15 protein-coding genes are annotated in these 14,644 nt (G+C 60.6%); 9 read left to right on the top strand and 6 right to left on the bottom strand.

Annotation, left to right across the window (positions count from 1 at the left end; all coding sequences use genetic code 11):
* Nucleotides 1–23: 23 nt before the first annotated feature.
* From PMI03_RS09695 to PMI03_RS09665, 7 genes are all read left to right on the top strand, one after another.
* On the top strand, nt 24–947 hold the full coding sequence (locus tag PMI03_RS09695; protein ID WP_007692419.1) for an ABC transporter permease subunit: 924 nt from the start codon (nt 24–26) through the stop codon (nt 945–947).
* Nucleotides 944–1,861 (top strand): ABC transporter permease, encoded by a 918-nt coding sequence (locus tag PMI03_RS09690; RefSeq protein WP_007692417.1) that lies wholly within the window; start codon nt 944–946, stop codon nt 1,859–1,861. The genes PMI03_RS09695 and PMI03_RS09690 overlap by 4 nt, the downstream gene beginning before the upstream one ends.
* Nucleotide 1,862: 1 nt before the next feature.
* Nucleotides 1,863–2,858 carry an ABC transporter ATP-binding protein gene (locus PMI03_RS09685; protein WP_007692416.1) on the top strand — a complete coding sequence of 332 codons (996 nt, stop codon included), beginning with the start codon at nt 1,863–1,865 and terminating at the stop codon, nt 2,856–2,858.
* A complete protein-coding gene (locus PMI03_RS09680; RefSeq protein ID WP_007692415.1) occupies nt 2,851–3,837 on the top strand; it encodes an ABC transporter ATP-binding protein in 987 nt (328 codons plus the stop codon). Before PMI03_RS09685 ends, PMI03_RS09680 begins: the two co-directional genes overlap by 8 nt.
* A gap of 94 nt (nt 3,838–3,931) precedes the next feature.
* Nucleotides 3,932–4,849, top strand: a complete 918-nt coding sequence (locus PMI03_RS09675; protein WP_007692414.1) for a sugar kinase — start codon at nt 3,932–3,934, stop codon at nt 4,847–4,849.
* Nucleotides 4,850–4,971: 122 nt separating this feature from the next.
* Complete coding sequence (locus PMI03_RS09670; protein WP_007692413.1) at nt 4,972–6,078, top strand: glycosyltransferase family 1 protein; 1,107 nt, start codon at nt 4,972–4,974, stop codon at nt 6,076–6,078.
* A gap of 261 nt (nt 6,079–6,339) precedes the next feature.
* Nucleotides 6,340–6,780 (top strand): MarR family winged helix-turn-helix transcriptional regulator, encoded by a 441-nt coding sequence (locus PMI03_RS09665; protein WP_007692412.1) that lies wholly within the window; start codon nt 6,340–6,342, stop codon nt 6,778–6,780.
* A gap of 12 nt (nt 6,781–6,792) precedes the next feature.
* On the opposite strand, the gene der is transcribed toward PMI03_RS09665, so the two are convergent.
* The 3 genes from der to PMI03_RS09650 form a co-directional block, all read right to left on the bottom strand.
* Nucleotides 6,793–8,220: a ribosome biogenesis GTPase Der gene (gene der, locus PMI03_RS09660; protein ID WP_007692411.1), complete on the bottom strand. Its 1,428-nt coding sequence runs from the start codon at nt 8,218–8,220 to the stop codon at nt 6,793–6,795.
* A 15-nt stretch (nt 8,221–8,235) separates the two neighbouring features.
* Entirely contained in the window at nt 8,236–8,919 is a 684-nt protein-coding gene (locus PMI03_RS09655) for a tetratricopeptide repeat protein (protein WP_007692410.1), read from the bottom strand.
* Nucleotides 8,920–9,133: 214 nt separating this feature from the next.
* Nucleotides 9,134–9,715, bottom strand: coding sequence for an NnrU family protein (locus PMI03_RS09650; RefSeq protein ID WP_007692409.1), 582 nt, complete (start codon nt 9,713–9,715; stop codon nt 9,134–9,136).
* 178 nt (nt 9,716–9,893) lie between these two features.
* Here PMI03_RS09650 and PMI03_RS09645 point away from each other — a divergent pair, with 178 nt between their 5' ends.
* Entirely contained in the window at nt 9,894–10,874 is a 981-nt protein-coding gene (locus PMI03_RS09645; protein ID WP_039973755.1) for a polysaccharide deacetylase, read from the top strand.
* A 192-nt stretch (nt 10,875–11,066) separates the two neighbouring features.
* Here PMI03_RS09645 and sbmA read toward each other — a convergent pair whose 3' ends face one another.
* Entirely contained in the window at nt 11,067–12,332 is a 1,266-nt protein-coding gene (gene sbmA / locus PMI03_RS09640) for a peptide antibiotic transporter SbmA (protein WP_012652007.1), read from the bottom strand.
* Between the two features lie 415 nt (nt 12,333–12,747).
* Between sbmA and PMI03_RS09635 the strand changes: the two genes are divergently transcribed.
* Nucleotides 12,748–13,317 carry a PadR family transcriptional regulator gene (locus PMI03_RS09635; protein WP_039973754.1) on the top strand — a complete coding sequence of 190 codons (570 nt, stop codon included), beginning with the start codon at nt 12,748–12,750 and terminating at the stop codon, nt 13,315–13,317.
* A gap of 64 nt (nt 13,318–13,381) precedes the next feature.
* On the opposite strand, the gene map is transcribed toward PMI03_RS09635, so the two are convergent.
* On the bottom strand, nt 13,382–14,134 hold the full coding sequence (gene map, locus PMI03_RS09630) for a type I methionyl aminopeptidase (protein WP_007692404.1): 753 nt from the start codon (nt 14,132–14,134) through the stop codon (nt 13,382–13,384).
* Between the two features lie 50 nt (nt 14,135–14,184).
* On the bottom strand, nt 14,185–14,644 hold a 460-nt coding region (locus PMI03_RS09625), incomplete at its 5' end, for an LLM class flavin-dependent oxidoreductase (RefSeq protein ID WP_007692402.1).

Here is a 14,644-nt window from a genome sequence, read left to right as displayed (position 1 = left end):
CCGGGCGGGGCCTCAACGCACCCATGTTCCGTTACGCTCTCCGTCGTCTGCTGTCGACAATCCCCGTCTTGTGGATTGCCGTGACAGTGTGTTTTTTCATTTTGCGCCTCGCTCCTGGCGGCCCTTTCGATGGCGAACGGCCATTGCCGCCGGAAGTCAAAGCCAACCTCGCGGCCCACTACAATCTCGATAAGCCGCTGGTCGAGCAATATCTGATCTATGTCGGCGATGTGCTGAAGGGCGATCTTGGCCCCTCCTTCGCCAACCAGGATTTCACCGTCACCCAGCAGATCATGTCCGGCTTCCCCTACACGCTGACCATCGGCGGCGCGGCCTTCGTGCTCGCCACGGTCATCGGCGTTTTCGTCGGCTGTCTTGGGGCGCTGTATCAGAACCGCAGCGCCGATTACTGGCTGGGCGGAGGGCTGCTTCTCGGCCTCGTCATGCCGAGCTTCCTGATTGCCCCGATCCTCCAGCTTATCTTCGGCAACACGCTTGGCTGGCTGCCGGTCGGCGGCTGGGGCGACGGCTCGATCCGGTTCCTGGTCCTGCCCATCATCGTTCTGACCCTGCCGCACGCGGCGCGCATCTCACGCCTGATGCGCGGCTCGATGATCGAGGTAATGGGCCAGAACTTCATCCGCACAGCCAAGGCCAAGGGCATCGGCCCGCGGCTGACAGTGATGCGTCACGCACTGAAGCCGGCGATGATGCCCGTCGTTTCCTATCTCGGGCCGGCGGCAAGCTATCTGCTCACCGGTTCACTGGTGGTGGAAAGCATCTTCGGCCTTCCCGGCATCGGCCGCTACTTCGTCGGTGCGGCGCTCAATCGCGATTACGGCATGGTCCTCGGCACGGTCATTTTCTACATGGTTCTGATCGTGGTCCTCAACCTCATCGTCGACATCGCCTACGCCTGGCTCGACCCGAAAGTGAGAATGCGATGATCCTCAATTCCGCCAAACGAGAACTACTGGAAGCGGAGTTGCTTGCAGCCGAGGGGCTCGCACCGAAAGGACGTTCTCTCTCGGGCGACGCGATGCGCCGCCTGCTGCGCAACAAGGCAGCCGCACTCTCGCTCATTGTGCTGGCAGTTTTGGTCCTCATCGCCATCGTCGGCCCGAGCTTGCTTCCCTTCAACTATGAAGATCCGGATTGGAACTCCTTCCGAGGCGCGCCGGACTTCGCCGCCGGCCACTATTTCGGCACAGATGGCAACGGTCGTGATCTTCTAGCGCGCACGCTCTACGGCACACGCGTTTCACTGACCGTCGCGCTCGTCGCCACCCTGGTCTCGGTCGTCATCGGCGTGCTTTACGGCGCCGTGTCGGGCTATTTCGGTGGCCGTGTCGACGCCATCATGATGCGCTTCGTCGATATCATGTACGCGCTGCCCTACGTCCTCTTCGTCATCCTGCTGATGGTGATCTTCGGCCGCAACGTCTACCTGCTGTTCGCGGCGATCGGTGCGCTTGAATGGCTGACCATGGCGCGCATCGTGCGTGGCCAAACGCTGTCCATCAAGCAGCGGGAATTCATCGAGGCGGCGCGGGCTTCCGGCCAGCGGCCGTTCAAGATCATCCTCAAGCATATCGTTCCGAACCTCGTCGGACCGGTTGTCATCTATGCAACGCTCACCATCCCCGAGATCATCGCCACGGAGAGTTTCCTGTCCTATCTCGGCTTTGGCGTGCAGGAACCGCTGACTTCGCTCGGCACGCTGATCGCCGAGGGGTCGGCCGGCATGGAGACCACGCCCTGGCTCCTGTTCTTCCCCGCCGGCTTCCTCGTTGCCCTGCTGATGAGCCTGCTCTTCATCGGCGACGGCCTGCGCGACGCTTTCGATCCGAAGGATCGCTGACATGACAGAAACACTTCTCGAACTCAAAGACTACTCCATCACCTTCCGCACGCCGGAGGGTGAAGTTGCCGCCGTCTCAAAAATGAACCTGAAGATCGGCCGTGGCGAACGCATTGCCATCGTCGGCGAGTCCGGTTCCGGCAAGAGCCAGACCTTCCTCGGCCTGATGGGCCTGCTCGCCAAGAACGGCCGTACCAGCGGCCAGGCACTGCTGGACGGCAAGGACATCCTAAAACTGAAGCCGCGCGAACTCGATCATGTGCGCGGCAAGGATGTGGCGATGGTCTTCCAGGACCCGATGACAGCCCTCAATCCGTCGCTGCGCATCTCGCGACAGCTGACCGAACAGCTCGAGGTCCATGGCGGACTGTCCGCACGCGCTGCCTCGACGGCCGCACTGGACATGTTGAAGCGTGTCGGCATTCCCGACCCCTCCCGGCGCTTCAACCTCTATCCGCACGAGCTCTCCGGCGGCATGCGGCAGCGCATCGTCATCGCCATGGCACTGCTGACCAAGCCGAAGCTCTTGATCGCCGACGAGCCGACCACCGCGCTCGACGTCACCATCCAGGCCCAGATCCTCGATCTCTTCAACGAGCTGACGGCGGAGATGAACACAGCGCTGGTGATGATCACCCACGATCTCGGCGTCGTCGCCGGCCTCGCCGATCGTGTCGCCGTCATGTATGCCGGCCGCATCGTCGAGGAAGCACCCGTCGAGGAGCTCTACGAAAACCCGGCTCATCCCTATACCGCAGCGCTGCACGCCTCGATCCCACGGCCGGATCAGGACGTCGACGATCTCGCCGTCATTCCCGGCCGTCCGCCGAACCTGATGCACCTGCCGCGCGGCTGTTCCTTCTCGCCGCGCTGCGCCCATGTACAGGACGACTGTCTTGACGCGGCGCCACCGCTCAATCAGCTGGCATCACAGCGTTGCGCCGCCTGTTTCCATCCCCTTTCGGCTAATCAGGAACGGAGCCTCGTCCATGGCTGAGCAAACGCTTCTGAAGGTCGAGCACCTGACCACCGAATTTGAGCTTCCCTCGAAATCCTTCTTCAAGCCGCCCTTGATCCTGACGGCGGTCAACGATGTCAGTTTCGAGCTGAAGACCGGGCGCACGCTCGGCATCGTCGGCGAATCCGGTTGCGGCAAGTCCACACTCGGCCGCTCGATCCTGCGGCTGATCAAGGCGCAGAAGGGCCGGATCATGTGGCAGGGCGGCAACCTCCTGGATCTGTCCGAAGAGGAAATGCGCGCCGCCCGCCGCGACATGCAGATCATCTTTCAGGATCCGATCGCCTCACTCGACCCGCGCATGACCGTCGGCGACATCATCGCCGAACCACTCACCGTATTCGAGCCGAAGCTCACGAGAGCACAGCGGCAGGACCGCGTGCGCGAGATCATGGCGGCGGTCGGCCTGGTGCCGGAGATGATCAATCGCTATCCGCACGAATTCTCCGGCGGACAGGCACAGCGCATCGGCATCGCCCGCGCCGTCATCACACGGCCGAAACTGATCGTCTGCGACGAGCCGGTCTCCGCGCTCGACGTCTCGATCCAGGGCCAGGTGATCACGCTTCTGCGCAAGCTGCGCAAGGAGTTCGGCCTGACGCTGATCTTCATCAGCCACGACCTCTCCGTCGTGCGTCTGATCTCGGACGACGTGCTGGTGCTCTACCTCGGCAAGGTCGTGGAAGCAGGCAGCGCCGCTACCGTCTTCGACCATCCGGCACATCCCTATACGCAGGCGCTGTTCTCGGCGGCACCGATCCCCGATCCGAAACTGGCGCGCGGTCGCGAGCGCATCCGCCTGCAGGGCGATCCGCCCTCGCCGCTCTATCCGCCGCCCGGCTGCGTCTTCTCGCCGCGCTGCTGGAAGGCGACGGATATCTGTCGGACGAAGGCGCCGCCAACCGAGCAGGTCCGCCCCGGCCAGACTGCGGCGTGCTATCATATGGACTTGCCCTAAGGCAGCAAAAGTGGACGGCGGAGCCCGCCGTCCACCTTGCCCAAGCGGTCCCATGCGGGTATGCAGCAAGCAGGCAAACTGCGGGAGGCAAGTCTTGGGCGGGCGTTTTCTATCGATCGGCGAATGCATGGTGGAGCTGTCGCAGGCCAAGGACGGTCACCTGCGCAAGGGCTTTGCCGGCGATACCTTCAACACCGCCTGGTATGCCCGCGCCTGCCTGCCGCAAGATTGGGCGATCGATTATTTCACCGCACTCGGCGATGACACCATGTCCGACGAGATGCTCGCTTTCATGACTGCACACGGCATCGGCACGGCCAATATCCGCCGCCTTCGCGGCAAGACACCCGGCCTCTACATGATCAATCTGAAGGACGGCGAACGCTCCTTCAGCTATTGGCGCGACAGCTCCGCCGCCCGCCAGCTCGCCGCCGATGGCGACCAGTTGCGCACCGCGATCGAAGCGTCCGACGTCCTCTATTTTTCCGGCATCACCCTGGCGATCCTCTCGCATGAGGATGCCGAAACGCTGCTCGCCGAACTTCGCCGCGCCAAGGCCATCGGCAAGCTGGTGGCCTTCGACCCCAATATTCGTCCGCGCCTCTGGTCGAGCCTCGACGCCATGCACACCCTGATCGGCGAAGGCGCCCGCGCCTCGACGCTGGTCATGCCGAGCTTCGACGACGAGGCTGCACATTTCGGCGACGACTCGATTGCCGGCACCATCCGCCGCTATCGCCAGCACGGCGCCAATATGGTTGTCGTCAAGAACGGCCCCGAAGGTGCGACCATCGGCACCGACGCCGGCGAGACTCTGGTTCCGGCCGTGAAAGTCGCCAAGGTCGTCGATACCACCAGCGCCGGCGATAGCTTCAACGGCGGTTTCCTTGCCCATTATCTGGAGCATGACGATCCCGTCGCCGCCGCCCGTTTCGCCGCCGAGATCGCCGCGAAAGTCATCCAGGAACATGGCGCCCTGGTACCCCCGGAGAAGCTCCAGCTGGCCGGCTGAGCGCTGTAATATTTCCATCATGGACAACCCGCACAATAGAACAGGCGCGGGAATCACCTTTGTTGCACCGCATTTGGTTGTACCGGCACCATGAGGTGCGGTGCGGATGGAACGTTTTGGACATGTTGCAACGTTTGTCGGACATCGATCACGAGATATGGGATCAGGCTGCGACCCCGGTCGCAGTGCCCGAGCGCTTGCTCATCGTCAGCGATGCCTGGCATCCGCAGGTGAACGGCGTTGTGCGATCGATCGAAAACACCAACCGCGAACTGGCGCGCATCGGGGTTGATGTAACCATGATCACGCCGGAAGGCTTCCGCAACATTCCCTGCCCGACCTATCCGGAAATCCGCCTGTCGATCGCAAGCTACCGCAAGGTCGCAACCCGGATCGAAGCGGCTCAACCGACCTATGTGCATATCGCCACGGAAGGCCCGCTCGGACTGACGGCCAGGCGTTGGTGCCTGAAGAACGGCATGCCGTTTTCGACCAGCTACCACACCCGCTTCCCCGAATATGTCGCCGCCCGGCTGCCGATCCCGCAAAATTGGCTCTATGCCTTCGTCAAATGGTTCCACAATGCCGGCTTCGGCTGCATGGTCGCCACACCGAGCCTTGCCTACGAGCTCAAGCAGAAGGGTATCTCTAATCTGCTGCCCTGGAGCCGTGGTATCGACTCGACGCTGTTTCGTCCGCAGCCGCTGGAGGAAAATCCCTTCGGCCTGCCCCGCCCGATTTTCATGACCGTCGGTCGCGTCGCGCTGGAAAAAAACCTGCCGGCTTTCCTCGACCTCGACTTGCCGGGCTCAAAGGTCGTCGTCGGCGACGGCCCGGCGCGCGCCGAACTGCAGAAGCTCTATCCGAAGGTGCATTTCCTCGGCTCGAAGTTCGGCGAGGCCCTCGCACACGCCTATTCGCAGGCCGACGTCTTCGTCTTCCCGTCGAAGACCGACACATTCGGCAATGCCATCCTCGAAGCGCTGGCAAGCGGCGTTCCCGTCGCCGCCTATCCCGTCACCGGCCCCGCCGACATTCTTGCCGGCGACGAAACAGCCGGCGTCGTCAATGATGATCTGGGAGAAGCTTGCCGCGCCGCACTCTCCTCCTCCCGCGAGGCCGCTCGCGCGCTGGCGCTCAACTATTCCTGGGAAGCCGCCACGACACAATTCATTGGCAACGTCCGCGTTGCCAACCATCGTGGCCGGGTGTTGGTTCGCAAACACTAGGTTCCTGCTATTCACCGTCGATCGCCGGCCATTGTTGCGCGCCGTGCAAGACGCCTATCAGCTCGATATTGTCCTCGATCGGTAGACGACGAGGGGACGCGGTCCGCGTCACGACCAACTCCCGCGTGCCCGGCAAACGGCGCTCGCGAAATTCAACAACCATTTTTCAGGAAATCGGGAACCATGCATGGCAGTCATGCATTTTTATGATTACGATTGTTTATCGCACGACTTAAATAGGCTCCCGACGGAGTGTTAGAGATGACCGACGACCTATTGAAATTGGATAACTTCATATGCTTCGCCCTCTATTCGGCGAACCATGCGATGAACCGGCTGTACAAACCGATGCTTGACGAGCTGAACCTCACCTACCCGCAATATCTCGTCATGGTGACGCTGTGGGAAGAGGATGGCCAAACGGTCGGCGGCATCGGCGAGAAGCTGTTTCTTGAATCAAGCACGCTGACGCCGCTACTGAAGCGTCTGGAAGTCGCAGGCTTCATCCAGCGTACCCGCAGCAAGGAAGACGAGCGGCAGGTACTGATCCGCCTGACGAGCGAGGGCGTAGGCCTGAAAAAGAAAGCAGCCGGCATCCCCGCCTGCATCCTTGATGCATCAAACACAACGGCAGCCGAGCTGAAGCGGTTGAAAGCGGAAATCGTCACGCTGCGCGAAGCACTGAACAAGGGCGCGGCCTGATCCTTCAGGCCGTCACCGCTTCTTCTTCGTCTCGTAGGGATTTTCCGACGTGCGAAAATGGATGCGGATCGGCACGCCCGGCATGGCGAAATCCGCTCGCAGCCCGTTGATGAGGTAGCGCACGTAGGATTCCGGCAGCGAATCCGAACGCGTGCAGGAAATCATGAAGGCCGGCGGACGCGCCTTTACCTGTGTCATGTATTTCAGCTTGATGCGCCGTCCCGATACGGCCGGTGGCGGATGCTGAACCTGCTGCGTTTCCAGCCAGCGATTGAGCTTGGCGGTGGCGATACGCTTGTTCCAGACCTTGTCGGTGTCGACGATCGCCTGCATCAGCCGATCCAAGCCGTCACCCGTCTGGCCGGCGATCGGCACGGCGCGGATGCCGCGCGCCTGCGGCAGCAGCCGATCGGTCTTTTCGCGAAGGTCCGCAAGCACGGCCTGGCGATCCTCGATCATGTCCCACTTGTTGAAGGCGATCACGGCGGCGCGACCTTCGCGGATAACCAGATCGACGATCTGCAGATCCTGCTTCTCGAAGGGAATGGTAGCATCGAAAATGATGACCACGGTCTCGGCAAAACGGATGGCGCGCAGCGTATCGGCGACGGAGAGCTTTTCCAGCTTCTCGGTTACCCTGGCCTTACGGCGCATACCGGCGGTATCGAACATCTTGACGGTACGGCCACGCCAGGTCCAGTCGACCGAAATGGAATCGCGCGTGATGCCGGCTTCCGGGCCGGTCAGCAGCCGGTCTTCGCCGAGAAAGCGATTGATCAGCGTCGACTTGCCGGCATTCGGGCGGCCAACGATGGCAACGCGCAACGGCCGGGTCTCGTCGTAAGCCGGTTCTTCGTCGATCTCCTCGCCGTCTTCGCCGACGGCGGAACGCGGAATGCTGACATTCGTCTCCGCTTCGTCATCCCTGGGCGGGAAGGCCTGGTCGTGACCAATCGCCTCGACGATCGCGTCGCGCAGATCCATCATCCCCTGGCCATGTTCGGCCGAGATCGGGCAAGGATCGCCGAGACCGAGCGTATAGGCATCGTAGAAGCCGCTGTCGGAGCCACGCGCTTCGGATTTGTTGGCAACCAGCACGACGGGACGGCCGCGCTTGCGCAGCATTTCCGCCAGCGTCTTGTCGACATGCGTCAAGCCCATCTTGGCATCGACGACGAACAGCGTCAGGTCGGCCTCATCGATCGCCAGCTCGGTCTGGGCGCGCATGCGGCCTTCGAGCGTCTCTTCGTCCGCTTCTTCGAGACCGGCGGTATCGACGATGCGGAAGCGGAGATCGATCAGCTTGGCCTCGCCGGGACGACGGTCCCGCGTGACGCCCGGCGTATCATCGACGAGCGCCAGCTTCTTGCCAACCAGACGGTTGAAAAGGGTGGACTTGCCGACATTCGGGCGACCGACGATCGCAACCGTGAAACTCATTTAATGATTTACCCTTCAGCCGTTTGCAGCCGGAGCCTTGCCGGATGCGGTGATGAGGTCAAGCAGCATTTGGGCGCGATTGCCGACATTGCGCGGGCTCTGAGGATCGTCGACGATCGCCTGGAACCACTGCCGCGCCTTGGCGAAATCGCCTGCCTTGTAAGCGGCAAGGCCCAATACGTCGCGTGCCGAGTGCCGGAACGTATTGGCGGGCACCGCCAGTTCCTGCGCCTCGGCCGCAACCTGATCATAGGTGCCGGTATCGACCAGCAGATAGGCGGCGCGCAGGCGAGCTGCATCGCGGATTACGGTCGGAAGACCCGTTTCCTTGCCGATCGCCGAGAAAGCGGCAATGGCGCCGGCAGTATCGCCCTTCTGTGCCTGCAGCGTGGCGGCGCGCATGCGCGCCAACAGCGGATAGGAACCGCTGCCATCCTTCTCGATGGCGGCAAGGGCTACCAGCGCCTCGTCCGTCTTGTTCTGATCGGCCAGAGTCAGTGCGGAAATGAACTGATCGCCGCTGTTGCCTGCCTGCTGACCAGACCAGTAACGGTAGCCGCTATAAGCGGCGGTGCCGACAACGATAAGCACGGCAGCGCCGATGATAACCCGGCCAAAACGGCGCCATACGAACCGCAATTGGTCCGAACGCAGTTCCTCGTTCACCTCGCGGATGAAGCTGTCGTCATTGAATGCCATTCTCGTCTCCGGCCCAGGCCAAATTATTCCAAAAGAGCTTATGGGTTAGAGCATGATGCCGAAAAGTGTGTGCGGTTTTCGGACGACATCATGCTCTACTCTCATGATGCTAGAGCGGATTCAGATTTTAGGTCTATTCGACCTAAAATCATCCGCTCTACTGGCGCCTTCTACCCCATTTTGCGGCTGTTGTAAGGGGGAATGGCAGAAATCGTCACATAACGAGCGGCGAAACCCCGATAATCCACGCGTGAAGCTTCCAAATGATCAATCCCCAGGCGACGACACCGATGACGACCGCATAGAGATCGTATTTGGCCGACACGAACGGGCGCAGCACAATTTCGCCGGCGCGCTCGCGCTTCTTCAGCGAAATCCTGAGAATGACACCCCAGGCGAGGAAGGCGGCAAACAGCAGCATGGCGGCGCCGTCGCCGTTGGACAGCAGATGTGCGAGAGCCCAGATCTTCACCGACAGCACCATCGGATGCTTTGTCCTGACCGCGATATGCCCCGCCGGCAACAGCGAGGCGACAAGACAGATCATTGCGAACAGCATCAGCAGGATCGTGATGTGGCTCATCCAGAATGGTGGCGACCAGATCGGGGTCATATCGCGCGCCTGCCCGAAACCATAGATCAGGAGAATCAGCGTGAGCACGCTGGCAATCGAATAACCGATCTTCCAGCCGGACTCGCCGACGCTGGAGATCGTCGAGCGGCGGAATTCCGGCGCGACGACGCGGATCAGGTGGAGACCGAGGAAAAGAACGATGCCGAGAATAAGCAATGACATGAGGAAATCCTGTTGTGCCGTTGTAACGACATCAGTATCGATTATGGCGAAAATTACCAGCGCCACCGTAGCTTTGCCGCATTTCCGGCAGAGGAAGCGACGGAACCGGGGCATGATCCCCAAACGTATGTAGCGGCTTTCGGATGAAAGCATGCTCGTTCAGATAATCGCGGTGCCCATGTTTCGTTTTGTCTCCTTTGCGTCCCTCGCCCTTTCCCTGGCGCTTCCCGTTGCGGCACAGGCCGATGAGAAGCCTAGGCAATTGGTGATGATTTCCTTCGACGGCGCGCACGACAACGCACTGTGGACGAAGAGCCGCGAGATCGCCTCGCGCAACGGCGCGCATTTCACTTACTTTCTCTCCTGCACCTTCCTGATGAACCGCGCCCAGGCCAAGGCCTATCAGGCGCCGGGACAGCGGGCCGGCAAATCCAATGTCGGCTTCGCCAAGAGCGAGGACGACGTGCGGACCCGCATCGCCAACATCTGGGGCGCGCATGTGGAAGGCCACGATATTTCCAGCCATGCCTGCGGCCATTTCGACGGCAAGACATGGAGCGCCGCCGATTGGAAACAAGATTTCATGAGCGCCCGCGTGGCGCTGCGCGACGCCTGGAAGAATGTCGGGCTGGCGGACAAGGAGCCGCAAGGCTGGGAAGATTTCGCCACCCATGATGTCAAGGGTTTTCGCGCGCCCTATCTCTCCACCAGCGACGGGCTGGTGCCGGCGGAAAAGGCGATGGGCTTTCAATATGACGCAAGCCTCGTCACCAAGGGTCCGGCGATGCCGCAGGTGGTCGACGGCCTCTATCGCTTCGGCCTGCCACTGATCCCCGAAGGTCCCGAAAACCGTCTGGTGATCGGCATGGACTACAACCTCTATGTCCGCCATTCCAAGGGCGTCGAGGATAAGGCCAATTCCAAGACCTATGAAGACCGCACCTTCGCCGCCTTCGAAGCTGCCTTCAACAAGCAGTACAACGGCGACCGCATCCCGCTGCAGCTCGGCTTCCACTTCGTCGAAATGAACGACGGCGCCTATTGGCGCGCCCTCGACCGCTTCGTCAGCGACGTCTGCCACAGAGACGGCGTCGCCTGCGTCAGCTATTCCGAGGCGATCCCGATGATTGCGGCACGCGGCAAACCGCAGCAGGGGTGAGGAGCGATCCAGCGAAGCTGGAGCAATCGACCCGGTGGGTCGTTGCAGCGACGAACGCCCTGAGCCAAAGCGAAGGGCTGGTGGTGCGGCAAACGCGGAGTTTATTTCACTTACCGACGGCTAGACGAGGTCGTGACCGACATGACGTTGCGTCTCATATGACAAAGACCCCGTTTCCGGGGCCTTGTTTCGTCAGCCATCCGTGTGAATGACGCCCGCTTCACGCTCCAAATAGCGCTGATCGATCGACGGCAATGGCTCATCATCGATCGCCGCCTCGAAGGATTTGAGACGCTTGTGAATCGACAGGAGCTCGATGATCGTCGTCCAGGAACTAACGAGGTACTGGAAGGAATCGCTCACCTGTCCAAAGGCAGTCAGGATCTGCTGATAGATACCGTAAGTGATCTTGCCCGCCACGATCGTAGGAACAAGCATGATGGTCAGGAAGATGCCGTCGGCCTGTATGTAAAAATAGCGGGCGATATTGAAATAAAGATAGTGAAAATACATCCGGAAATAGTTCCGCCGCACATTGGCAAACAGTTCCTTGACCGTCGCTGGCTGAGCGCGGTCCGCATGATCTTCGCCGTAAACCAGCTCCTTACGATAGGCCGCCTCGACGCGCTGATTACGGAAGTTGAGCCCTGGCAGCTTGATGCCGACAATAGCGAGCAGAAGCGTTCCGAAGACAGACCAAAAAAGCGACAACCAGAACAGTGTATGCGCAATCTGACCGACGATCGGCAACTCCGTCACGTAGCTTGAAAGCTGGAAGAGAATGGGAAGGAAGACGATTAGCGTCATCACCGAATTGATCAAGCTGCTGCCCAACCCTTCGAGGATGGTCGAAAACCGCATCGTGTCTTCCTGAACACGCTGAGCCGCACCCTCGATATGCCGCAGCTTTTCCCATTTCGACATATAGAAATTGTTCATCGCTGTGCGCCAGCGGAATATGTAATGGCTGGTAAAGAAGTCCGTCATCACCAGAAGAAACATTCTGAGAAATGCGAGCTCTGCAAATAGGATGAACAGACTATAGAAATCCCACGCAGTAACATTCCCTTGTTTGGAAAGCGCATTTTGCAGGGTATTTCCGAATGGAAGACGCCAATTGTTCAGAACGACCGCCGCCTGAACCAAAAAATACGTGACGAGAACGATCAGCGCCGAACCCCAGATCGACCAGTTCTTCCACGGGTGATCTTTCGCCAATATATGCCACGCCGCACAGAACAACAGGACGCAAAGCAAGAAGTAGCTGTAGAACCAGACATTGCTGGCCACCAGGAAGAACGTCAGGTCATAAGGCTCTGTACCTTCCGGTAGCGGAACGATGCCGTAGGTCGTCGCAAGGTCCGCTCCAAACGAATACCAGACAGCAAGACAAATGACGGTCCACACCAACATGGACGTGAAGAACAATTTCGGCTGAGGGAAGAAAGAGTGAAACACGAGAAGCGCAGCTTTCTTTATTGGGGTTTCGAACCGCAATGACGTTTGTTAACGGCGAACCTAAGGCAGTTCGCAAGAAGCGGCAACCGACCTCGCCGAATTCTTACGCAAATGTAATCGCTTATCCCGTGATCGTGACGCAATTGTTCAGCCAGCCATAGGCAGCTCTCCCGCTCCGCTACACGCCTCACCCACCTCACTCTGCAAAAAAATTGCCGTCCTCTTGCAAGGAGATATCTTACGATATATATCGTACGACATGACTAACGATACAAAATCACATCACCCCAACAGGAGACACACTATGAAAGGCTTTAGAGATCATATGTTCGGCGATAGCTTTGACACCGTCGAGGCATATATCCTACGACATGGCGAACGCCGCGATTCCCGCGGCAGGCATGGGAGAGAGTTCATGAGAGGCTTCAAGGGCGGCATGTTCGGCGGCGGGTTTCGCACCGGCCGGAAGTTCGACGCCGCCGATCTGCAGCTCATCATCCTCGCTTTGCTTTCCGAACAGCCGCGCCATGGCTATGAACTGATCAAGACCCTGGAAGAGCGCTCCGGCGGCTTCTATGTGCCGAGCCCGGGCGTCATCTACCCTGCCCTCACCTATCTCGAAGAAACCGGCCTGGCCGAAGTCGAGGCAAGCGGCACGAAGAAACTCTACCGCATCACCGAAAGCGGCCAGAAGCGGGTCGAAGAGAACCGCGAGCTGGTCGAAGCGACGCTCGCCAAGCTGGGCGCTATCGGCGAGAGAATGGCGCATGTCAAACGCGCGTTTGACGGCGAGAACAACGGCGATGAAGGTCGTGACGGCCCGTTCGGCCGCGAGGCCGGCGACGTTCACCGCGCTCGCCACCTTCTGCACGCAGCGCTGCGCTCAAAACACCCTTGGAGCAAGACTGAGGGCGCACGCATCGCAGCGATCCTCGAGCGGGCCGCCGCCGATATCATCCGCGGCGAGACGAAGACGGAAGACTGAGCCAGAACAATTCCTGGCATCACGTCGAACACGAGAGGCTGGAGCGCTGAAACACTCCGGCCGCTCAGCTATCAGCCAACGTCAGGATCATCGGACCATTGCGGGTGGCAACGACGGTGTGTTCGAACTGAACCGTCGGCGCGCGCGGATCGCCATAAAGCGTCCATGCATCGTCTCCGCCTTCCGCCCAGGTGGCGCCGAGCGACAAAAATGGCTCGACGGTGAACACCAGGCCGTCCTGCATGATCCGGGTCTCGTCGGGGTCGGCCCAGGTGGATACCTCGGCCGGCTCCTCATGCAGCGAACGGCCAATGCCGTGGCTGGCGAGATTGGCAACCAGCGTATAGCGGTTCTTCTGTGCGAAAGCACCGACGGCGTGGCCGATCTTGGAGAAAGGCGCACCGCTGCGCACCTGATTCAGACCGACCCAGAGCGCCCGCTTGCCATCGCGGCAAAGACGTTCGATCTTCGGCTTGACCGGCGGCACGGCGAAGGACGAGCCGGTGTCGGAAAAGAAACCATCCTTCTCGGCGGAAACGTCGAGATTGACGAGATCACCGGCCTGGATCACTCGCGGGCCGGGAATGCCGTGCGCCACTTCCTCATTGACGCTGATGCAGGTGGCGCCCGGAAACCGATAGACAAGCTCCGGCGCGGAACGCGCGCCGGCGTCTTCCAGCACCTTGCGGCCGATGGCGTCAAGCTCCAGCGTGGTGATGCCCGGCTCCAGCGCCGCCGCCATCGCCTGCAGCGCATTGGCGCAGATGCGGCCGATCTCTTTCAGCTTGGTCAGTTCGTCGTCGTTCGAGATGATCATTCACGGCTTCCGGCTGGCTCGCGCGCGCCGCAAACTCCCGACGCGAAGGCTCAAGCAATCGCTTTCGCCTCTCCGCCCTGTTCAGTCAACGCCTTTCTGACAAGCGGCGCGACTTTCGTGCCGTAGAGCTCGATGCCGCGCATGATCTGATCATGCGGCATCGAGCCGATCGCCATTTGCAGCAGGAAGCGGTCATTCTTGAACAGCTTGTGATGCGCGACGATCTTCTCGGCCACGGTTTCGGGATCACCGACGAAGAGAGCGCCGTTCGGCCCGCGCGACTGATCGAACTGCGTCCGGCTCGTCGGTCCCCAGCCACGCTCTCGGCCAATGCGGTTCATCACCTCGGCCTGCGGGCCATAGAACTGATCGGCGGCGGCCTCGGTCGTATCGGCGACAAAACCGTGGACGTTAATGCTGGTCTTCAGCTTAGCCTGATCCTGATCGGCACGGCGGGCAGCCTCGTGGTAAAGATCGACCAGCGGCGCAAATCGGCGCGGCTCCCCGCCG

The organism is Rhizobium sp. AP16, from assembly GCF_000281735.1.
Classification (GTDB): domain Bacteria; phylum Pseudomonadota; class Alphaproteobacteria; order Rhizobiales; family Rhizobiaceae; genus Rhizobium; species Rhizobium rhizogenes.
The sequence above is the reverse complement of the archived record's forward strand: the minus strand, read 5'-3'. Positions and strand labels throughout refer to the sequence as shown.